This is a genomic window from Oceanobacillus jordanicus (assembly GCF_022095695.1).
GTDB lineage: Bacteria > Bacillota > Bacilli > Bacillales > Amphibacillaceae > Oceanobacillus_B > Oceanobacillus_B jordanicus.
This window is the reverse complement of the sequence record NZ_JAIFZM010000009.1, coordinates 132,918-153,223: the sequence shown is the minus strand read 5'-3', so window position 1 is coordinate 153,223 and position 20,306 is coordinate 132,918. Positions and strand designations below refer to the sequence as shown.

The following is a 20,306-nucleotide window of genomic DNA, read 5'->3' as shown; positions in this document are numbered from 1 at the left end:
GTTGAAGAAAAAAATAGTAATTGTCGGAGGAGTAGGTGGTGGCGCGACAGTAGCTGCACAAATAAGAAGGACCGACAAAGAAGCCGAAATCCATCTCTTCGAAAAAGGAGGCTATGTATCCTTTTCTAACTGTGGAATGCCTTATTACCTTGGTGGCGTACTTGAAAGCCGGGAGGACATTCTTTATCCAGCCGAGGAGTTTGAAGAGAACTTCAACCTTCACGTGCATACAGAAACAGAAGTAACGCGTGTCCTCCGTGAGCAAAAGCAGATTACGTTCCAAAAGCAAGACAGTGCCACGCAAGAGGAGACTTTGTCATACGATAAGCTTATTCTCTCTCCTGGTGCCTACGCTTTATGTCCTCAAATTGATGGCATGGCTAAAGCACGGACATTTACTTTGCATACCATTCCCGATATGGATGCTATTGATCAATTCATTGAAAAACACCAACCAGCCACAGCGGCAGTTATCGGTGCTGGATTTATCGGTTTGGAAATGGTGGAAAACCTGAAAGCTAGGGGGCTTCACTGTACGCTCATTGACCGAGGGGAACAGGTAGCAAAATTAGTAGATAAAGACATGGCAGACCATGTTGCTGACCATTTAACTGAAAAAGATGTTTCTCTGAAACTCCATGATGGGCTTTCCTCTTTTTCTAATGAGGGCAAAAAACTACATCTAGCTAGTGGTAAAACGGTGGATGCAGACATGACTATCTTATCCGTTGGTGTGCGACCAAACACACAGCTTGCAGTTCATTCTGGTTTAAAAATCGGTAACACGGGAGCAATCGCTGTTAACCAATTTATGCAAACATCAGATCCAGACATTTATGCACTAGGAGATGTCGTCGAAACACCTGATAGCATCACAGGAGTAGAACAAAACGTTGCACTAGCCTGGCCAGCACATCGGCAAGCATTTATTATTGCCAGCCACTTAACAAACAAGAAAATTCCATATCAAGGAACTATGGGCACGGGGATTTTAAAGGTGTTCGACCTTACCGTTGGATCAACAGGTCATACGAGCACGACATTAAAGCAGGAAGGTTATACGTTTAAAGAGGCTATATTGCAGGCGAGTTCAAATGTAGGCTATTACCCGGGGTCAGATAGGTTATGGATTAAAATATTATTTGAGGCAGAGACCGGTTTAATTTACAGCGGACAGGTTGTAGGGTACGCAGGAGCTGATAAGCGATTGGCGGTCCTTGCAACAGCTATTAAAGGAAAACTGACTGTCTATGATTTACAAGAGCTTGAAATAGGCTATGCACCACCATTTTCTAACTCTAAGGATCCGCTAAACATTTTAGGATATAAAGCGGCATCGCTTATAACATAAATAGAAAAAGAACCGCATGAAGTGAAGGCGAAAATGCCTACATTCATGCGGTTTCTTCTTTTACGAATTTTATCCCGGTGCAACCGTCCGTAAGACTCCCCCTTCAAAACATGAAGTGAAACCCTAATGCTTAAGTGGGAGTAAACGGACGCTAACACCCCGATTCGTTCAACTAACAATCAGTGGGGGAAAAATGAAATCCTCCACTGATTGAAGTTTCACTTTATAAGTCTTCTTCAAAACGATAGACAAGTGTATAGTTGTTTTCATCAAGCAGCTCTGCAACATGAACACGTACACCATGGCCAAATACGACTTCATCTTCTGTCATTGCCACAATCATTGCCTTTGTGCTATTTCTAACATCAATATAAATGTCACCGACTACCGGGTTAAGCGAGTTATCACTTTCAGCAAGATAGCTAATTGACTCATCCTCAAGCTGTTGTGCTTCCGGTACAAGATTCTTATCGTAATAAGCAATTTCCTGGCTTGCTTCTGCTCTTCCAGGAACCATAACAACATATTCACTATGCTTTACGCCATTATCTCTTGTTGTAACAACGTTACCATCTTCAACACTGTCCACTTTTTCAATCTCGTTCAATGAATAGTGATCAAGGAAGTCTGGTGCAGGCTTGGTAATTAAAATATAATCACCTGGCTCTGGCTTACGATCTTTATCTACAGTATAACGTTTTCCATAAAAGATAAAGGTATCATTATGCTGTGGTCTGTATAGCGTAATCTCACTTGCTTTCGTCAAGATTTGTTTCATATCCTTTAGACGATATAAATGGACAGACTTCTTAAACATAGGTTTTACCGTATATACTTTATGTAGCTCGTTATTATAGAATACGAACTGTCCCTTTCTAACCTGAAATAACTTCATTCCGCAACCTCCTACATAGTAATGCATTCTGAGTCTATTATAACTGCATTTTCACAAAAATAAAGTCTTAAATTATGTTTCCTTAAAGTTGCACAAATTAAACATCTTTTTTGTAAGTTATTCAATACAAGCGGTAGATCGTCACTTTTAACATCCCCTACGTTTTGTTGCCCTTCATACAAGGTTAACGAACGTTTTTCTCCATATGAACGAACGGCAATTCTGTGTCCACTTGTCCCAGTATCCGTTTTGCTTGGATCCTCTCCCCTTGTAGCCACTTTTGGAAGTTAAATATCATAGGCTCCCGGTCACCACCTAGCGCGAACCATACCTTCCCGGCCTGAGGGAAATAAACGGATGTATGAATAGTTCCTGCCCATTGCTTATACTTTGTTGAAAATACACCTTTGTCTGTATCATTTAACATGCGAAAAGCTTTATAAGGATCTAGGACATTTTCTTTTTGACTTTCGATAGATGCATAACGTTTATACGAATCATCTAAATGATGGCGATTTTCGTCCTTCTGGATTTCAAAGTGATTTGTACATATATTTGATTGACGTACTTCTACTGCTCTTGGTGTCGCCTCTACCACGTACGTTTCTCCACTTTTATCTAATAATACATAACTGAAGGAATGGCGGTGTGGTATTTCTTTTAATAAGGAAATAGCTTCATCCACATCAGCACAGGTTTCTAAGAGAATTCTACCTATCATATTACAAATAAAACCGTCGCCTGGCTTTTTACGATGCATAAAGTTATAGCCCATCGCGAGGCCTTTTTCGTTCATTCCGTCCATTCGTCCGGTAATCCGCTGAGACGGACCGATAACTGCATAGCCTTGGTCAGTCGGTTGGAATATCGTATATCTTCCTTCATAAGTTTTAGGATGATAATCATAATTCCTTACCATGTAGTCAGACCCAGTAAAAATGGAGCAACCACTTTTCATATATTCCAAGCGGTATCCACCAAACTCCTGTAATACATCCTCCATTTTCCATTCCAGTGCATCCTGTAATCCACGAAGTTCTTCCCAGATAGCAGGTGCAAACGGCATTATCACCTGTTTTACTTCTTCCACCGAAATGGTGAAACGTGGCCGGCGAATTTTCCACTGTTTTTTTCTGTTTTGCAATGTGTGCGAGTCCTTTAATTCTAGCCCCTGCTCATAGCCGAAATCATAATGGCTTCCGCGAAACTGAATAATATCGCTATATATCTGTTTCATTTATTTCCCTCTTTTTTCATCTGTATTGAACTCAGTCTAATATACAACTTTATGTTTTCAAACGAAATTGTCTCGGAATGAAACTTTTTTAGATTCCCAACGTATTACATGCCGTATAGAGAAAACACATAGGAGTTGAAATCATGACAGGTATTTTAAGCACCACGATACTCTCATTTATATTGTATCTAATTATTTCACTGTTTTTTGTTATCAACAATAAAAAACATCGCAAGACCACATTAAAAGCAGTTCTGCTAATTTTTATCGTGCTATTTATTATTGGAGCGATTGCAATATACGTTATTATGCTGCCGATGACCATTCCAAATATGACTATATCTAACATCGTTATCGGAATTGCAGGTATGGCTGGACTCTACGCTTTAACGACAAGTCAGCCATTTACAAAGTCTAGCAAGCAGTTGGACACTGTCTCTGGGGTGATTGTTCTACTAGCAATCCTAGCTATACCTACTTTCTTTGTACTAGGTATTTTTGGATTGGATGATTCTTATGAGTCTATCCCTAAAGAAGAAATACCAGAAGCAAAACCATTGGATAAGGACGCTACACCGATTGTCGTATCCCCTGAATTTGCCAGAAACAAGGTACAAAAAGCAATGAGTGTTGTTCCAAATACGCAATTCTACGACTTAGGGAAACTGCAAGTGCAAAAAGTCAACGATGATATTGTGTTTGTTGCTCCTGTCGAGTTTACCGACTTTTGGCGTTACTTCCGAGGCAAAGAAACAGAAGGGTATTTCACCATTTCCGCGACAGATGTTAACGCACAACCACAGTTTGTAGAGAGTAAAATGAAATACACGAATTCAAGCTTTTTTAATCATAATGTAAAGCGTACTATTTACGGTGCATACCCTAACTATATTCAAAGTGGGGAACCACAGTTAGAAGTGGACGAAGATGGAAAACCATGGTATGTCCAAACGCTTTATAAACCAATCGGCCTTACAAACAAACCAAATGTAGAGAAACTAAATGTTGCCATTGTCGACCCGGTAACAAGTGATGTCACTTTATACAAGACAAATGAGGCGCCTGATTTTATAGATGGCTCTGTCAGCTCTGAAATGGCTTCAGATGAAAACGAGTACTTTGGTAAGTATGTACATGGCTGGTTAAACTCCATTTTTGGTAAACGAGATGTTAAAATACCCAACGGCTCTGGAACCGAAAGTAATGTCACACCGATTTTTGATGAGAATGGAGAAATGCATTACTTTACTGACATGTCCTCACCAAAAGAGAATATTGATTCCGCTTTAGGTTACACCTTAATTAATGCTCGTACAGGAGAGCTCACCTACTACAATGGTGATAAAAACAATGGAATTATGGACAGTAAAGGAGCAAAAGAAATTGTAAACAAAGAATTCCCAGAGAAGAATTGGACCGGATCAATGCCTGTACTATACAACATTGATGGGGATCCAACGTGGGTTGTAAATGTTCTGGATCCAAACGGTTTATTCAAGCACTATGCCTATATCAAGGCTTCCGATTCTGACTTTGTGGTGTTTGGTGACACAGCTCGACAAACACTGGAAGCATATCGCCTTGCGCTCGCCCAAGATCCAAGCAATGTTTCCTCTACAGGAGAATCTGCTTTGGAAGAACGGGGCGGGGAAGTAGAAAGAGTACTTGTAAGCAATCAAAACAACGGGCAAGTAGTACAATTTTTAATTAAAGATGATAACACTATTTATAATGTTAGTTCAGGGAAATCCCCACTCGCCATTTTCATGCAACCTGGTGATAATGTTTCATTTGAAGCAAATATTCGTGATAACGGCACCGGTATTGTAGAAAGCATTGAGATAGAAGGTCTAACAGAATAATAAAAAGAGCAGGCTGTAGAAATTATAGCCTGCTTTTGCTTTTTAATCTGCTCTCTTATCATGCTTAATCATGATAAATAACTTAGTAAAACCATACGCGAGGAAGGCAATTACAATATCAATAAGAAACAGATAGAACAGATTCATTCCTTTATGCATTTCCAACAATCCTACCAAAACAGAAAACCCTCCGAACCCAAAACCAAAGACGACAGATGCCCCAATAAAATAGATCACGATATTTTTGTTATGTTTTGTACAATATTGGTAAACCAGCATGAAGACGACCGGAAATATAACCGTAGTAACGGAAAAGCCTACTGGAAGTAAATAGGATAGACTGTGAGGGTGCAGCAAATAATTTTGGGAAGCTAAGATATTATCTAGATTGGCCCAGAGAATATGCGCTGTAAACCCGTAAAATGAAATTTCAAAGATTCGTTTACGATCAAGTATTAAGTAGAGAATTAGTAATGGCAAGAAAATCGACAGAAGGTTAAACCAAAAATACCATGTCTCAAAGTCTGAGTAATCATTCCAAAAGTCTCTGTGTAACTTTGCTAACTGTTCCTTCACATCATATATCTTCTTGTATAGTTGTTCTTCACTCATTTCTAAAACCACCTATTTATAATAATAAGTTTAGTTTATACCCAATAAAAGAAACTATGCCGATAAAAATCGTCTCTCCTCATTGCTTCGCCTTCCAATCCTGTTTCATCATCTTAAAAAATTTCGTGAAAGCAAAAGCAATAAAAACAACTACAAGGTCGATTAGATAAAGAAACCCATAATTCATACCTTTGTTCATTTCTAGGAATCCGAGGTATACATACAACGGTCCCATACCAAAAGCAAATAACAGATTTAGTACGATAGTATAGAGAAAAAAGTTTTTCCCTTTCTTAAGACAATATTGATATACAAGCATAAATACTACTGGGAATACCACCGTGGTTGAGGTAAATCCTGTAGTCATTAAATAAGTAAAACTATGAGGATAGCTGAAATAATTGAGTGATGTTAAAATCTGATCTGTATTTGCCCAAAGTACATGTATGGTAAAACCGAAAAAAGTAAGTTCAAAGAGTCTTTTTCTATCCACAGTAAAATACAAAATGATTAGTGCAATAATCATGCTTCCTAGCAGAAACCAAAAACGCCATGTATCGAAACTGGTAGTCATTTCCCAGTAGGTGTGTTGTAAATTATGTAGCTCTTCTTTTACCTCGAGTATTTTATTATAAGGCTGGTCTTCGCTCATTATCAGCCCACCCATGTTTATATAGTGGGCTTAGTTTAGGCAATATGGAGAAAAGCATGCATATAGCACAAATAAGAAGTGCTCGCTTGGATAAATCGTAGCTTGTGAATGATGTTTCAGTTTCTCGGGCGATACTTTTAGCCACGGAGCCGATAGTCTTCTGCTCTCGGGCGATACTCTTCTGCTCTCGGGTGATGCTCTTCTGCTCTCGGGTGATGGTCACCTGCTCTCGGGCGATGCTCTTCTGCTCTCGGGCGATGCTCTTCTGCTCTCGGGCGATGTCTTCTGCTCTCGGGCGATGCTCTTCTGCTCTCGGGTGATGTTCCTTACCTCAAATCCGATATCCACTGCTCCAAAGCCGATACTTCTTAACTCAAATCCGATATCCACTGCCTCAAAGCCGATACTCACTCCTTCACAGCCGATGTTTGCTTCCTACCTCAGTGGCTGATCATTTAATTAACCATAATCTTAATAAAATAGCCTCCCAAAATCCTGGGAGGCCTCTAACTTACTTATTATTTTCAAATTCTTCCACCATGAGTGAAAGTTCTTCCCAACGCTCCATCTTCTGTTCGAGTGCTACTTCTGCTTTTTCTTGTTCCTGGAAGAGCTTTTGAACTTTTTCAGAATCACTACCAGCATCTACAATCCCTGCTTTTAGTTCGTCTATCCGACTCTCTAGCTCCATAATTTCCTCTTCAATGGTATTCCATTCTCGTTGTTCATTATAGGATAGCTTTTTCTTTTTTTGCTTTGGCTTTTCTTTTATTGCCTTTGGTGGTGTTGTGACGCTTTGTTCAGCCTGAGCCTGTTCAAGGTATTCACTATAATTTCCATAGTACTCACCTACCGCACCGTTTCCTTTAAACACGATTAAACGATCTACTACACGATCTAGAAAATAGCGATCATGCGATACTGTAACTACGACACCAGGGAACTGATCCAAATATTCCTCCAGCACTCCCAGCGTCTGAGTATCCAAGTCATTTGTCGGCTCATCAAGGAAGAGGACATTTGGTTCTTGCATTAAAACCTTTAAAAGGTATAGACGACGTCTTTCCCCACCAGATAGCTTGCGGATATACGTCCACTGTGCGGAGCGGGAAAATAGAAAACGCTCAAGCATTTGTTCAGCTGTAATAACGTCACCATCACTCGTGTGAATTACTTCTGCAACTTCCTTAATATAATCAATAATGCGTTGTGATCCATCAAGCTCTTCATCACCTTGTGTATAGTACCCGATGTTGACCGTTTCTCCAACTTCTACCTGACCGCCATCTGGCTTGATTCGACCTGCCATAATATTTAACAGCGTTGATTTTCCCGTGCCATTAGGGCCAATAATACCTAACCGCTCACCTGGCACAATCAAGCGGCTAAATTCATTGATTAACCTTTTTTCTCCAAATGATTTGCTGATTTCCTGTAGCTCCAACACTTTCTTTCCTAGCCTGGTTGACCCTACTTTAAAATCAACTTGCTCTTTCTTCGTATCAAATGTTTCTTCCTTCATTTCTTCAACGCGCCCTATTCGAGCCTTTTGCTTTGTAGATCTTGCCTTTGCTCCACGTCTTAACCATGCTAGTTCACGTTTTAAAGTATTCTGATGCTTCGCTTCATTGCTTGCCTCAAGCGCTTCACGTTCCGCTTTTTTCTCAAGAAATATTTCATAGTTTCCTTCATACACATACAAATTACCTTTATCTAACTCATAAATTCGATTGGTGACCCGATTTAAAAAATACCTATCATGCGTAACGAGCAGCAAGGATCCTTTGTATGTCTGCAAATATTTCTCCAACCACTCTACTGTCTCATTATCAAGATGGTTTGTCGGTTCATCTAAAATCAAGAGGTCTGCAGGCTGAATCAGCGCCTTGGCAATAGCTACTCGTTTCTTCTGGCCGCCCGATAGTTCTGTTACTTGTTTATCAAAATCGGTAATTCCAAGCTTTGTCAAAACAGACTTTGCAGCTGTGTTAGCTTCCCATGCCTCTGCTTCGTCCATTTTTTGTTGCATCTTTATTAATCTGCTTTGCGCTTCATTGCTTTCCGGTTCCTCTTGCAGTTTCAACAATGCCTGCTCATAGTTACGCATTACCTGCATAATCACAGAATCTCCGTAATAGATTTGTTCCATTACATTCAGTTCAGGATTAAGTGGTGGATCTTGGGCTAAGTATTCAATCCGATAATCTTTTGGGTGTTTGATGGTGCCCTTTTCCGGTGCTTCCAGCCCAGCAATTGTTTTCAAAAAGGTGGATTTCCCCGTTCCATTTACTCCAATCAGCCCAATTCTTTCCCGATCTGTAATGGTGCTTGTAACGGAATCGAATAATATTTTGTCCCCGAAGGATTTATGTAAATTTTCTAATGTTAGCATTGTTAACTCATCCTCATCTTTTTCTAGCTTTTAGCCAATCCTTTGTAACCAGTACCAACAAAAGTAATAACCATGATGTTACCAAATAAAATATTCCTTTGCTCACAGGCGTCATTTCGGAATAAAAGAAGGCCATACCTACCCATATAACCGCTATCATGACAAGCTGTATTCCTAGTAATTTTATGTTAATCGCCTCCGAATTATAAAGTGAAACTTCAACCAGTGTCGTTCTCCCCTCACTGACTATTAGTGGAACGAATCAGGGTATTAGTATCCGTTTACTCCCACTTAAACACCACTGTTTCAATTCATGTTTTGAAGGAGGAGTCTTACAGTCGGTTACACCAGAATAAATTTCCCTACCAACCAGTTTATCTTACTGAGAAGCTTTTTTCCATTAAGAGAAGCATAGACTGGCTGATTGAAACAACAGAGATTTGCGGTCATGTGAAATTAACCAACGTTATGGCTTTAATTCACCATCTATTGGGAGACTATGAATGGTGGAGGCTGCTGTTCGCTAAAGGTGGCTTTGGTTGATTGGGGCGGTCATTTGGTTGATTAAATTGCTTTTGTGGTTGATTCGTCACGTCATTTGGTTGATTGGATCGCTCTTATGGTTGATTAAAAACGACATGTGATCGATTGGATCGCTCTTACGGTTGATTAAAAACGACATGTAATCGATTGGATCGCTCCTGCGGTTGATTGACTGCACTATTTAATTGATCGTACACTCTTTACACTTTTTTTATACTTTTCTTGTCTAATTATTTATGCCTGCCGCTTATTATTAAGTTAGTCAGCAAAGAAAGGATGATAGGTATGTCGGAAACAATTTTTAAAGCTACGAATATCACGAAGATATACGGCGAAAACAAAGCACTCGATAAAGTATCGATTGAAATTAAACGAGGTATGATATATGGATTGATCGGAAAAAATGGCGCGGGAAAATCGACATTCATGCGCACAGTTATGGGGTTAATTAAAGTCAACGAAGGCGACATTGAACTGTTTGGAAAAACTGACAAAAAAGGATTGCAGCTGGCACGAAGAAAAATGGGCCAATCCATTGAAACACCGGCACTTTATCCAGAATTAACAGCCCAAGAGAACTTAAAGGTACAAGCCGCTAACGGAGGCGTAAGTGAGCGAGAGATTGATGATTTACTTCGTTTAATGAACTTGGAAAATACAGGTAAGAAGAAAGCTAAGAACTTCTCTTTAGGAATGCGACAACGTTTAGCGATAGCCTCCACACTTATTACAAACCCTGAGTTTCTAATTTTAGATGAACCGACAAACGGGCTTGACCCATCAGGAATTGTGAATATGCGTGAAATCATCCAACGATTGGTGACAGAACGTGGTATAACCGTCTTACTATCTAGTCATTTGCTAGATGAACTTTCACAGGTTGCCACCCATTACGGTATTTTACATGATGGAAAACTGATTAGTGAACTTTCTAAAGAAGAGTTAGCGAGTAAAACCCGGCAATACATTGAATTAGAAACAATGGATGTTCAAAGCGCAGTCATTGTACTCGATGAATTGGGGATTCGTGATTATGAAGTAATCAGTGGGACGGGAATCAACATTTATGAACACTTAGATGATGTTGCAAAAATCAACCGTTCATTAGTTTTAGCAAACGTGGATATTTTGAGAATTGGTACTACCAGACAAAAACTTGAAGAATATTTCTTGCAATTAACGGGAGGAACACCAAATGCTTAATCTTTTAACGGCGGAAAAATTTAAATTGCATAGAAGTAAAAAGTTATGGATCGTCCTAGGTATCTTACTCTTACTCCCGATTATGCAAGCCGTCAACAGTATATTAGAAGTGGATAACGGGAAGGAACTCGTCCAAGTAAAGGATACAGTCATCAATGGAGCTACTGGTATTCTGATGATGGAAAAAAACGGGTTTACAATTTTACTTGTCTTCAGTGCTTTTATTAGTTTCTTTATTGGGGAAGAATTTCAAAATGGAACCATTCGAAATGCGCTATCATTAGGTCGTGGTCGTACTCTCTATTATTTGTCAAAGCTAGTGATAACTGCCTTAATCTCTTTCATTGGTGTAATTATATTGACGGCAAGTGGTATTATACTCTTTTCATTAGTATTTGGCTTTGGTGAAGTTGCAGAGATTAACGATTACTTCGGTTATGCTATTAAGACTTTTAGCACGCTTTATTTATTAATTTTGGCGAACGTATCAATTTATGTGATGATTAGCTTTCTAACTAAAAATAGCAGCATCTCGCTTATTTGGAGTTTTCTATATACAATGGCGACAGCTTTTTTACCTGAAATTTTCCTACAAACCGAGCATTTTAAATATGTCACGTTCTGGTTTACGGAAACTTACTTGAACTATTCAGATTTTGCAAACCTAGCTGATATCGCAAAATACCCTGAAATGATATTAGTCAGTCTTATCACCATTGTGCTATCATCAACGTTAGGAATCCTTCATTTTAATAGAACAGATATAAAGTAGGTCGAATAGATATGGCTACGATATTAATCATTGAAGACGATAATGCAATTCATTCACTTATCAAAGATACGTTAGTTTTACATGATTTTAAAACACTTAGTGCGTACTCAGGGACAGAGGGAAAATTGCTATTTGAACAAAATCAAGTTGATGTAGTTCTTTTAGATTTGATGCTTCCTGGAATGAATGGGAAAGAATTTCTTCAAGACATCCGGCGTAATTCAACTACCTCTGTCATTGTAGTTTCAGCAAAGAATGATCAAAATTCTAAATTGGAACTTTTGACAAATGGGGCAGATGATTACATCATAAAACCTTTTGATATTAAAGAACTGCTTGCGCGGATTAACATTCAATTCCGGCATGCAACAAAGCCTTCTATTACCAATACGAAAGAAATTCATTACAAAAATATTAATGTGAATTTAGAGACACGTGAAGTGAGGATAAATGATCAAACACTACATCTTACTGGCCGGGAATATGCTATTCTCCTCCTATTTCTCGAGAATCCACAAAAGGTATTCAGTCGTGCCAATATTTATGAAAATGTTTGGAATGAACCCTATTTTGACAGCGATAAAACGATTAACATGCATATTAGCAATTTACGAAATAAGCTTAACATAGATGGCACAAACTATATTAAAACAGTATGGGGCATAGGCTTCAAATTTGTTAACTAAGAAAGGAGAAGTGATTGGTATGTGGGGATGGATATTTGTTTTCCTGGCATTATCGCTTCTTCTTTATATTATCTTTTTAAGGAGAGAACAAAGGCAATTAATACAGAGAGTTAGGGAAATTTCAGTTGATTCCAGTTTTGGAAGCAGGTTATTTCTAGATTTTCGTGAGAAGACATTGCTAGATTTAGTTGATGAATTGAATCATATGATTGATGAATATGAAGAAAAAAATCGCCAAGCAATACAAATGGAGGAGAATGTGAAGTTATCCATCGCTGGTCTGTCTCATGATTTACGGACACCACTTACGTCCATTAAAGGCTATGTTCAACTCCTGCATACGTCTACAGATCAAGTTAACAGGGCGAGCTACCTCAAGATTATTGAACACTCCATCACGCGACTTATGGAAATGACCGATCACTTTTATGACTTAGCACGTATTGAAACGAATCAAAAAGAAATAGCATTATCTACTTTTTCTCTCTCCAAGCTAGTAGAAGAAACTTTCTTAGACTTTTACGATCAATTGGAGAAAAAACAAATTGAAGTTCAATTTCCAGAAGAAATATATGAACAAAAAATCATAGCTGACAGAATAATGCTTATTCGTGTTATCCAAAATGTTATCCAAAACATCCTACGTTACGCTAAAAGCAAAACGATTATCGACTATAACATGAAAGAAAACCATCTAATACTCACAATTCGAAATGACATTAAAACAGATAGTAAAGTCGCCATAGAAAAAGTATTTATGCGATTCTACACAGAAATTACCAGTAGAACGAACACCGAATCAAGTGGATTAGGTCTTTATCTTTCTAAAAAATTAGTGGAAAAAATGAATGGAAATATCGATGCAGAGCTTAATGATGACTGGTTTATTCTTAAAATCCATCTCCCCATTAATAGAATTCCAACCTAATTAATACTGAATATGACATTAGGAAACAAGCCGCATTTTGGTATAAAAATACTAAATGCTTTTAAAAACAATAACTCTCTCTTTATCTGTATTTAAAAAAGGCCGGGACACTGCCCGACCTTTCCTCACGTTTAATTAAAATTGTTTCAGTAAACTTACCATTTCAATAGCAGCTGTTGCTGCCTCTGCACCTTTATTTCCTGCTTTCGTTCCAGCACGTTCAATTGCCTGTTCAATTGTTTCTGTTGTCAATACGCCAAAGATGACGGGTTTTTCTGTTTGCATTGCAGCTTGCCCCACACCTTTAGCTGCTTCATTACACACATAATCAAAATGAGGAGTGGAACCACGAATGACCGTCCCCAATGTAATCACAGCATCATATTGTTCCTTTTTTGCCATCTTCATTGCAGCAAGTGGAATTTCAAATGCTCCTGGAACCCAAGCCACATCTATATTTTCTTCAGGCACACCATGCCTCATTAATGTATCCTTTGCACCTTCTAATAATTTACTTGTGATAAAGTCATTAAACCTTCCAACCACTATTCCTATTTTCATGTCAGTACCAACTAAATTCCCTGCAAATACGTTTCCCATTTTATTATCCCCTCTCCATCATATATTGTTGCTGCTTTTTCCTGTATGCTGCCAAGTCTTCTATTGTGATCATTTTTAATCCGAACCGTTCGGCCATAACGGCTAAATCAGGGACTCGTGCCATTGTGCCATCCTCTTTCACGATCTCACAAATCACACCAGAGGGAGCTGCATCACTTAGCAATGCTAAGTCAACCGCAGCTTCTGTATGACCTCTACGGGCGAGTACACCCTCTTCCTTAGCGATCAGTGGGAAGACGTGACCTGGTTGTTTAAATTGATCAGCTGCTACCTGTTTATCCGTGAGTGCTTGAATTGTTTTAGCTCTTTCTGGTGCACTAATTCCCGTTGTCGTTGTAATGTGGTCTACACTGACAGTGAAGGCTGTCGACAACGGATCCGTGCTGTTACGCTTCATTAATTCTAGGCCTGCAGCTTTAGCAATGTCTGAGGTGATAGCTGTACAAACGAGTCCCTTGCCATGTGTAATCATAAAATTAATCATTTCCGGTGTCGCTTTTTCTGCTAAACCCACGAAGTCTCCTTCATTCTCACGATCTGCATCATCTACAACAATTACAATATTACCTTCTTGTAGGTCCGCGATTGCTTCTTCAATAGTATGAAACATAATCATCACTCCTTTCTTAAACTTGTCTTATAAGAACCCTTTATCCTGTAGAAATGTTTTATTTAGATTGCTTTCTGGAGCATTTTCCGTAAACTGCAAGAGGTGCTGTACATGTTTGGCTAGCATGTCGCACTCAATGTTCACGAAATCTCCCACTTCTCTTGTTCCTAATGTAGTTTGTGCTGATGTATGTGGAATAATCGAAATCGTAACAGTACTATCTTCCACGTCAAATATGGTCAGACTAATACCATCAATTGTGATCGATCCTTTTGGCAACAATAAGCTTTTGTAGTTAGCAGGTAGTTTGATCCTAAAATAGATCGCATTTTCTTGCTGTGCTTTGTGTATGATCTCAGCTGTAGTATCTACATGACCTGATACAAAATGACCACCGAATCTACCGTTTGCAGCCATCGCCCTTTCTAGATTGACGAAGTCCCCTTCTTCTGTGGCGTTAAGGGATGTTGCTTTAATCGTTTCTGGCATAACATCCACTTCAAATGAATGATCCGAAAAACGGGTAACCGTTAAACAAATCCCATTAATTGCAATGCTATCCCCAATATTCATGTCTGACAGAATTTGTTCCGCTTTAATGCTTAGCGTAACCGCACGTTCTGACACACGTTTTTTCCTGAGCAATGTCCCTTTTTCTTCTATTATTCCTGTAAACATACGATCCTCCCCTTCAAATTTAATTGCATTAAAAAACCCCTGAATATCGCTTCAGAGGGTAAAAGGGCAGAATTTAATAAGCTAATAAAGCACGCTGATAAAACAATGTCCTACTATAACAGTGCAAAATGCACATAGCATAATAAGGCGTTTCCTAATAAACATGCTCGCTTTTCAATTCCTTCTCCCATCCAGACTTTACTGTCGGCTCTGGAGTTTCACCAGATCCACCGCTTGGCATTGCGCCGCACGGGTCACGGACTTAGAAGCATAACACTTCATCACCGCCGGTTGGGAATTTCACCCGACCCCGAAGGAAATTCTAATTATTCGGTTGTATCTATGTTATAACTGAAATTTATATAGAATGCAAGCAACTCATTCCATACGTATCTTATTGCTTTCGTACACTTCGATATTAATTACGAACATATTAAAAGCCTACAGTCCCTCATCTTTTAGCAAAAACGGACATTTTTCGTATACAGGGAATTCAAAGTTATAGCTACTGTTATTGCCTTTTGGCTAACATTTTTAACATACAAAAAAAGCCCCGCATTTGGAGCTCTTGCTGAATCAGAATCAGGTGTGCAGGTGTATATTTTGCATCCATAGAGGGCTTAAATTAATGTGTTAGGATCGATTCAAGAAAACGGATCTCTTCCTGTATTTTTATTTTTATCTGGTCATCTTCATATTTTTGAAGAAGCTCCGTTAAATACTCTCGGTCTCTTTTAAAATAAAACAGCTCTTCTTTCGTATACTCCACTAAAATATCCTCCCAGTAGCGCGCTACGCTAGGTATTTTATACCCTATCTTCGAATAATTAAACGGCTATTTTGATGTTTCGCTCAATTTTTCATATTCCTGTATCATCTGTTCGTAGGTTAAGGCACCAAAGGCTTTATACCTTATTTTTCCCTCGGCATCAATGAAATACGTAGTAGGAATTGGCTGTATACGATATAACTGACTTACTTTAGCCTTTTCGTCCAATAAGACTGGAAAGGTGACGCCAAATTCCTCTATAAATTCTCTCACTGTCTTTTGATTCACTTCTGTATCAGTCAGGTTAACGGCTAAGATGACAGGATCCTGATCCTGAAAAAACTGCTGCATATCTGGCATCTCCTGCCTGCATGGCGGGCACCAGGTAGACCAAAAGTTTAACAACACCCGCTCTCCTCGATAGTCAGAGAGCCTCACTTGTTCACCTTCTAGTGTTTTCAGTTCAAAGTCGGGTGCCTTATCCCCTACATTTACGCTTAGAGGAACGGTTCCGCTAACTTCCACACTTTCTTCCCCATTGTATAAGCCTTTGGAATGCTCTGCCTCCTTATCGGCAAGCATAAGATTATATACAGAGCCTATTACAATACTAATAGCAAATACGATGAACAGTATCCTTTTCATCACGATGCCTCCGTTTCATTCAGTTATGTATAGTCTGTCTCTTTCCAGCACATAACATACTAAGAAAAGAAGCAGAGATCGCTCACTAAAATAACAGAGTTTTTGGTATTCTCTTTTGTTATACTATAGAAAATAGAGAAAGGAGCTGGGCATTTGACACTTGATAAGGGAAAGGCAAACTGTATTACTGATGTGATTGGTGTAAAAGTAGGACATGTTACATTGTATGAAAAGCTGGACGAAAATAAGACAATTTGTACGGGAGTAACAGCGATTCTTCCACACGAAAATAATTTATTTTACAAAAAAGTCCGTGCTGGTAGTGCCATTATAAATGGTTATGGAAAAACTACAGGTCTAGCACAGCTAGAGGAAATAGGGCTACTTGAAGCCCCTATTATGCTCACTAACACTTTTAGTGTGGGGGCCGTTTGGCAAGGGACATTGGAGTATATGCTTCAGACGACAAAGGATATTGGGGATACAACAAGCTCCATCAATATTGTAGTTGGGGAGTGTAATGACAGTTACCTAAACTCGATTCGGGAGCAAGCAGTTAAACCAGCTCAAGCGATACAGGCAATAGAAGCGGCCACGGAACAGCCGGCAACAGAAGGGGCGGTAGGAGCAGGAAAAGGCATGGTCTGCTTTGGTTATAAAGGTGGTGTAGGGACTGCATCACGCATTATCTCAACTGAAAAAGAACATTACACGCTGGGATGCCTGGTGGTAAGTAATTTTGGCAAACGAGAAGAAGCTTTGTTTGCAGATTGGGGCAAGCATAAGCTTGAGACACCAGATGGGTCGATTATGATGATTGTTGCAACAGATGCGCCTCTTTATGACAGGCAATTAAATAGACTAGCCAAGCGCTGTGCAGCTGGGCTTGGCAGAACGGGAAGTCATCTGGACAATGGTAGTGGGGATATCGCCATTGCATTTTCCACAGCGAATACTTATGAACACCACGCTGGGAAAGCTGATGAGACAATGGTCTACTTGCGAGATGATCATGAGGTTATGAACCAGCTATTTCAAGCTGTAGTGGAAACAACAGAAGAAGCAGTTATTCGTTCACTGCAAATGGCAGAAACCACCCATGGAAGACAAGGTAGAACTATAGAAAAAGCACCGTTTTAAGCTATTGCTTTTCGAGAGCGGGTGAGACGGTTTAGTCTCGCTCGCTCTTTGGGGTATGGTGGTTTCACTTTGAGATGCTTTGGATTCACTTATCACGTTTTCGATTCACTTTGCCGCCGTTTGGTTTCACTTTATGTCGTTGTCGTTTCACTTTGCGGCATTCTCGTTTCACTTTATGTCGCTCTCGTTTCACTTGCAGCATTCTCGATTCACTTTGTAACATTCTTGATTCACTTCAAAATTGAGCCCCTTCTTGCAGACTATTTCTGTTCTACTAAACCAATGCCTACTCCGGAGGGGTCTACAAGATAAGCGAGGTAAAATGTATCAAAATCCATCTTTTCTCTTACAACCATAGCACCGTTATCAACAGCCTGAGCTATTGTTTCATTTATCGAATCTACTTCGATTTGCACTCTTATCCCGTGTGGGTAATCTTGTGGGCCTTTTGCAATCCCGCCGTCGATCCCATCCTCCCCAGTTTTAACAGCCCAATAATCCCATTTTGGCTCAGCGACTTCCCAGCCGAAAACATTCGCATAAAAAGCTGCTGCTTTCTCAGGTTCCTGGCTATTCATCTCAAAACCTACGACTCTACCATTTTGTTTTTTCATATTTTCTACTCTCTCTCCAATATTATGTATTTGTTCAAGCTAAATCCAAACATCCTGTACAGCTGTTAACGCAGAGCTAGCCTCACCTGTGTTCACCACACCTTTTGGTTCGACAAGCATAATATGGCACTCTGTTTCGGCAATAGGTTTGTGCTCAACACCTTTTGGGACGATATACATTTCTCCTTTGGACAGCTGTGTTTCCCCATCTCGGAAGGCTATCTTCATCTCACCTTCCAATACGATAAACACTTCATCTGTATCTTTATGGGAGTGCCAAACAAACTCCCCCTCCACCTTAACCAGTTTAAACTGATAATCATTCATTTCTCCGATAACTTTTGGCGACCAGTGTTCCTGGAATAAAGATAATTTTTCTTTGAAATTAATAGGATCTATGACCATCTCCACCTTTCTTGTTTTACTTTTCAACAGCTACTTTTGCTTCTTCACCACCATTTACATATTGATTGATTTTCACACCAATGAACACAAATCCTAGAGTCACAACGGCAGAAATTATCCATCCACTAATATTCATATAAATAAGCATTTTACCATAGCCAGCTGCACCGTATTTTTGTAACAGGAAAGCTTTCAATCCATTCATAAAGACACTTCGAGCAACAAATAGTAACGTCAAAAGTTGAAACCACTTCAATAATTGCGGTTTGAAATATAACGTCCTACTATCTTGCCGTGCAAACCCCTGTAAGTAAGCCCAATCCACCATAAAATGTAAAGCTAACGGTTGTTTGATAAAAATAGATAATAAATATAATACTCCGTAGGCCAGACCCAAATAAACCTGATTCCAGAGCATACTTTCCGCAGAGGAGGAAAGTAGGTTTACAGTCGTGCTGATTGCCAGGGAACCCAAGATAAATAAGCCAGCAATATTGAATTGTTTTTCCTTTAAAAATCGATAAACCGTGTAGATGAAACCAGGTACGGTTGACAATATAATCGCCCAATAATCCCCTAGAATCTCTCTCCCGTGATTCCAGATAAGATATGGGACAACGGCATAGCATATAATATCAAGCAAGATAAGCTTTTTATTCATGGTGCCCTCCTTTTCTTTCTACCATTATACCTAGAAAATTATACCAGTTACAATCATGATTTTTGATTTATCTGTTTCTTTTCAAAAATAAATAACCTGCTTCAATAGCAGGTTATCCTGTACGTTGCTTATTTTGTTTTCGTTAAAAATGATTTCGGAACATCTGCTTTAAAATACATCGGTTGTTCGGTTGTTGGATGGTAAAAAGATAATACATGTGCATGAAGCCCGACTCGTCCAATTGGATTTTGAGTGGAGCCATACTTTTTGTCTCCAACAATCGGATGTCCGAGATCCTGCATGTGGACACGAATTTGGTTCTTCCGTCCAGTCTCTAGCTCTAATTCCATCAAGGAGAAACTATCATTTGCCCTCAACCTTTTATAATGCGTTTTAGCAAATTGGCCGTTGTCTTTATTTTGCGTTGAATACATAACATGTGTTTTACTTTCCAACAGCCAAGAGGAAACGTAACCCTTCTCCTGTTTGACCTTTCCTTCTACTACTGCCACATACTTTCTTTCCCTAACAGCCTGCTTCCAATTGTCCTGTAGCTTAAGCTTCACCGCTTCGCTTTTTGCAAACATCATCACACCAGATGTGTTTTTATCGAGCCGATGCACAACAAAAATGCGGTTTGCAGGATCTTGAATACGCACATGCTCCATTAACTGATAATGAGCCGTCTGCTTTTTTTCTTTTGGTGTGGCAATGGATAACAGACCAGCTTCTTTATTTATGACGATAATATCATCGTCTTCATATAAAATTGACATACCAATTAATGCCTGTCTTTTTACAGCAGCTTTATTTTTAAGTATCGTAATCGTTTGTCCTGGTTTTAATGGATAGTTATGCTTTGTTTCAATATGATCATCCACTGTAACCTGTCCTCGTGTCAATATAGATTTCACAGAGTTCCTGCTACGATTAGGCATTGCTTCTAAAAGAAATGAAAGCAGTTCTGATTTTTCTTTTACACGAAAGATAAGTGTATTCGCCTGCGCTTTTTGATTTTTGGGCATATTTA

At 39.2% G+C, this 20,306-nt stretch carries 21 protein-coding genes, 1 pseudogene and 1 riboswitch; of the genes and pseudogenes, 7 read left to right on the top strand and 15 right to left on the bottom strand.

Going from position 1 to position 20,306, the window contains the following annotated elements:
• The first annotated feature begins 1 nt into the window (after nucleotide 1).
• Nucleotides 2-1,351 (top strand): CoA-disulfide reductase, encoded by a 1,350-nt coding sequence (locus tag K3T81_RS12155; RefSeq protein WP_238020335.1) that lies wholly within the window; start codon nucleotides 2-4, stop codon nucleotides 1,349-1,351.
• Nucleotides 1,352-1,574: 223 nt separating this feature from the next.
• On the opposite strand, the gene K3T81_RS12150 is transcribed toward K3T81_RS12155, so the two are convergent.
• Both K3T81_RS12150 and K3T81_RS12145 read right to left on the bottom strand, forming a co-directional pair.
• Entirely contained in the window at nucleotides 1,575-2,246 is a 672-nt protein-coding gene (locus tag K3T81_RS12150) for a hypothetical protein (protein ID WP_238020334.1), read from the bottom strand.
• 184 nt (nucleotides 2,247-2,430) lie between these two features.
• Complete coding sequence (locus K3T81_RS12145) at nucleotides 2,431-3,483, bottom strand: C45 family autoproteolytic acyltransferase/hydrolase (protein WP_238020333.1); 1,053 nt, start codon at nucleotides 3,481-3,483, stop codon at nucleotides 2,431-2,433.
• A 143-nt stretch (nucleotides 3,484-3,626) separates the two neighbouring features.
• Between K3T81_RS12145 and K3T81_RS12140 the strand changes: the two genes are divergently transcribed.
• A complete protein-coding gene (locus K3T81_RS12140) occupies nucleotides 3,627-5,345 on the top strand; it encodes a DNA-binding protein (RefSeq protein ID WP_238020332.1) in 1,719 nt (572 codons plus the stop codon).
• 42 nt (nucleotides 5,346-5,387) lie between these two features.
• Here K3T81_RS12140 and K3T81_RS12135 read toward each other — a convergent pair whose 3' ends face one another.
• From K3T81_RS12135 to K3T81_RS12125, 3 genes are all read right to left on the bottom strand, one after another.
• Entirely contained in the window at nucleotides 5,388-5,957 is a 570-nt protein-coding gene (locus tag K3T81_RS12135) for a hypothetical protein (protein ID WP_238020331.1), read from the bottom strand.
• Between the two features lie 79 nt (nucleotides 5,958-6,036).
• A complete protein-coding gene (locus K3T81_RS12130) occupies nucleotides 6,037-6,609 on the bottom strand; it encodes a hypothetical protein (protein ID WP_238020330.1) in 573 nt (190 codons plus the stop codon).
• 511 nt (nucleotides 6,610-7,120) lie between these two features.
• Complete coding sequence (locus tag K3T81_RS12125) at nucleotides 7,121-9,001, bottom strand: ABC-F family ATP-binding cassette domain-containing protein (protein ID WP_238020329.1); 1,881 nt, start codon at nucleotides 8,999-9,001, stop codon at nucleotides 7,121-7,123.
• Nucleotides 9,002-9,829: 828 nt separating this feature from the next.
• Between K3T81_RS12125 and K3T81_RS12120 the strand changes: the two genes are divergently transcribed.
• The 4 genes from K3T81_RS12120 to K3T81_RS12105 are packed head-to-tail and all read left to right on the top strand — an operon-like array spanning nucleotide 9,830 to nucleotide 13,133.
• Entirely contained in the window at nucleotides 9,830-10,747 is a 918-nt protein-coding gene (locus K3T81_RS12120) for an ATP-binding cassette domain-containing protein (protein ID WP_199848524.1), read from the top strand.
• A complete protein-coding gene (locus K3T81_RS12115) occupies nucleotides 10,740-11,519 on the top strand; it encodes an ABC transporter permease (RefSeq protein WP_106895935.1) in 780 nt (259 codons plus the stop codon). The genes K3T81_RS12120 and K3T81_RS12115 overlap by 8 nt, the downstream gene beginning before the upstream one ends.
• Nucleotides 11,520-11,530: 11 nt before the next feature.
• Nucleotides 11,531-12,205 carry a response regulator transcription factor gene (locus K3T81_RS12110; protein WP_238020328.1) on the top strand — a complete coding sequence of 225 codons (675 nt, stop codon included), beginning with the start codon at nucleotides 11,531-11,533 and terminating at the stop codon, nucleotides 12,203-12,205.
• The gene (locus K3T81_RS12105) at nucleotides 12,195-13,133 is read left to right on the top strand and encodes a sensor histidine kinase (protein WP_238020327.1); all 939 of its coding nucleotides are present in this window, start codon (nucleotides 12,195-12,197) and stop codon (nucleotides 13,131-13,133) included. Before K3T81_RS12110 ends, K3T81_RS12105 begins: the two co-directional genes overlap by 11 nt.
• A 135-nt stretch (nucleotides 13,134-13,268) precedes the next feature.
• On the opposite strand, the gene ribH is transcribed toward K3T81_RS12105, so the two are convergent.
• The 5 genes and pseudogenes from ribH to K3T81_RS12080 all read right to left on the bottom strand — a co-directional run bounded on the left by ribH (nucleotide 13,269) and on the right by K3T81_RS12080 (nucleotide 16,456).
• Complete coding sequence (ribH, locus tag K3T81_RS12100) at nucleotides 13,269-13,733, bottom strand: 6,7-dimethyl-8-ribityllumazine synthase (protein ID WP_238020326.1); 465 nt, start codon at nucleotides 13,731-13,733, stop codon at nucleotides 13,269-13,271.
• 25 nt (nucleotides 13,734-13,758) lie between these two features.
• Nucleotides 13,759-14,364 (bottom strand): annotated as a pseudogene (gene ribB / locus K3T81_RS12095) (3,4-dihydroxy-2-butanone-4-phosphate synthase); the annotation flags it as partial.
• Nucleotides 14,365-14,391: 27 nt separating this feature from the next.
• Nucleotides 14,392-15,042 (bottom strand): riboflavin synthase, encoded by a 651-nt coding sequence (gene ribE, locus K3T81_RS12090; RefSeq protein ID WP_238020325.1) that lies wholly within the window; start codon nucleotides 15,040-15,042, stop codon nucleotides 14,392-14,394.
• Nucleotides 15,043-15,217: 175 nt separating this feature from the next.
• A riboswitch (FMN riboswitch) is annotated at nucleotides 15,218-15,364 on the bottom strand.
• Nucleotides 15,365-15,667: 303 nt separating this feature from the next.
• Entirely contained in the window at nucleotides 15,668-15,811 is a 144-nt protein-coding gene (locus K3T81_RS12085) for a hypothetical protein (protein ID WP_155988311.1), read from the bottom strand.
• 66 nt (nucleotides 15,812-15,877) lie between these two features.
• Nucleotides 15,878-16,456 carry a redoxin domain-containing protein gene (locus tag K3T81_RS12080; protein WP_106895930.1) on the bottom strand — a complete coding sequence of 193 codons (579 nt, stop codon included), beginning with the start codon at nucleotides 16,454-16,456 and terminating at the stop codon, nucleotides 15,878-15,880.
• Between the two features lie 153 nt (nucleotides 16,457-16,609).
• On the opposite strand from K3T81_RS12080, the gene K3T81_RS12075 reads away from it, so the two are divergent.
• A complete protein-coding gene (locus tag K3T81_RS12075; RefSeq protein ID WP_238020324.1) occupies nucleotides 16,610-17,596 on the top strand; it encodes a DmpA family aminopeptidase in 987 nt (328 codons plus the stop codon).
• 85 nt (nucleotides 17,597-17,681) lie between these two features.
• Here the strand turns inward: K3T81_RS12075 and K3T81_RS12070 are convergent, their stop codons facing one another.
• The 5 genes from K3T81_RS12070 to K3T81_RS12050 all read right to left on the bottom strand — a co-directional run bounded on the left by K3T81_RS12070 (nucleotide 17,682) and on the right by K3T81_RS12050 (nucleotide 20,301).
• Nucleotides 17,682-17,819 carry a hypothetical protein gene (locus K3T81_RS12070; RefSeq protein ID WP_238020323.1) on the bottom strand — a complete coding sequence of 46 codons (138 nt, stop codon included), beginning with the start codon at nucleotides 17,817-17,819 and terminating at the stop codon, nucleotides 17,682-17,684.
• A 37-nt stretch (nucleotides 17,820-17,856) separates the two neighbouring features.
• The gene (locus K3T81_RS12065; protein WP_238020322.1) at nucleotides 17,857-18,210 is read right to left on the bottom strand and encodes a VOC family protein; all 354 of its coding nucleotides are present in this window, start codon (nucleotides 18,208-18,210) and stop codon (nucleotides 17,857-17,859) included.
• Nucleotides 18,211-18,249: 39 nt separating this feature from the next.
• On the bottom strand, nucleotides 18,250-18,615 hold the full coding sequence (locus K3T81_RS12060; RefSeq protein ID WP_238020321.1) for a cupin domain-containing protein: 366 nt from the start codon (nucleotides 18,613-18,615) through the stop codon (nucleotides 18,250-18,252).
• 16 nt (nucleotides 18,616-18,631) lie between these two features.
• Complete coding sequence (locus K3T81_RS12055; protein WP_238020320.1) at nucleotides 18,632-19,276, bottom strand: VC0807 family protein; 645 nt, start codon at nucleotides 19,274-19,276, stop codon at nucleotides 18,632-18,634.
• 128 nt (nucleotides 19,277-19,404) lie between these two features.
• The gene (locus tag K3T81_RS12050) at nucleotides 19,405-20,301 is read right to left on the bottom strand and encodes an RluA family pseudouridine synthase (RefSeq protein WP_238020319.1); all 897 of its coding nucleotides are present in this window, start codon (nucleotides 20,299-20,301) and stop codon (nucleotides 19,405-19,407) included.
• Nucleotides 20,302-20,306: the final 5 nt, after the last annotated feature.

Coding starts and splice junctions, on each gene's coding strand:
- K3T81_RS12150 (WP_238020334.1), bottom strand. CDS start 2,246: ATGAAGTTATTTCAGGTTAGAAAGGGACAGTTCGTATTCTATAATAAC.
- K3T81_RS12145 (WP_238020333.1), bottom strand. CDS start 3,483: ATGAAACAGATATATAGCGATATTATTCAGTTTCGCGGAAGCCATTAT.
- K3T81_RS12140 (WP_238020332.1), top strand. CDS start 3,627: ATGACAGGTATTTTAAGCACCACGATACTCTCATTTATATTGTATCTA.
- K3T81_RS12135 (WP_238020331.1), bottom strand. CDS start 5,957: ATGAGTGAAGAACAACTATACAAGAAGATATATGATGTGAAGGAACAG.
- K3T81_RS12130 (WP_238020330.1), bottom strand. CDS start 6,609: ATGAGCGAAGACCAGCCTTATAATAAAATACTCGAGGTAAAAGAAGAG.
- K3T81_RS12125 (WP_238020329.1), bottom strand. CDS start 9,001: ATGCTAACATTAGAAAATTTACATAAATCCTTCGGGGACAAAATATTA.
- K3T81_RS12120 (WP_199848524.1), top strand. CDS start 9,830: ATGTCGGAAACAATTTTTAAAGCTACGAATATCACGAAGATATACGGC.
- K3T81_RS12115 (WP_106895935.1), top strand. CDS start 10,740: ATGCTTAATCTTTTAACGGCGGAAAAATTTAAATTGCATAGAAGTAAA.
- K3T81_RS12110 (WP_238020328.1), top strand. CDS start 11,531: ATGGCTACGATATTAATCATTGAAGACGATAATGCAATTCATTCACTT.
- ribH (WP_238020326.1), bottom strand. CDS start 13,733: ATGGGAAACGTATTTGCAGGGAATTTAGTTGGTACTGACATGAAAATA.
- ribE (WP_238020325.1), bottom strand. CDS start 15,042: ATGTTTACAGGAATAATAGAAGAAAAAGGGACATTGCTCAGGAAAAAA.
- K3T81_RS12080 (WP_106895930.1), bottom strand. CDS start 16,456: ATGAAAAGGATACTGTTCATCGTATTTGCTATTAGTATTGTAATAGGC.
- K3T81_RS12070 (WP_238020323.1), bottom strand. CDS start 17,819: ATGTTACAAAGTGAATCGAGAATGCTGCAAGTGAAACGAGAGCGACAT.
- K3T81_RS12065 (WP_238020322.1), bottom strand. CDS start 18,210: ATGAAAAAACAAAATGGTAGAGTCGTAGGTTTTGAGATGAATAGCCAG.
- K3T81_RS12060 (WP_238020321.1), bottom strand. CDS start 18,615: ATGGTCATAGATCCTATTAATTTCAAAGAAAAATTATCTTTATTCCAG.
- K3T81_RS12055 (WP_238020320.1), bottom strand. CDS start 19,276: ATGAATAAAAAGCTTATCTTGCTTGATATTATATGCTATGCCGTTGTC.
- K3T81_RS12050 (WP_238020319.1), bottom strand. CDS start 20,301: ATGCCCAAAAATCAAAAAGCGCAGGCGAATACACTTATCTTTCGTGTA.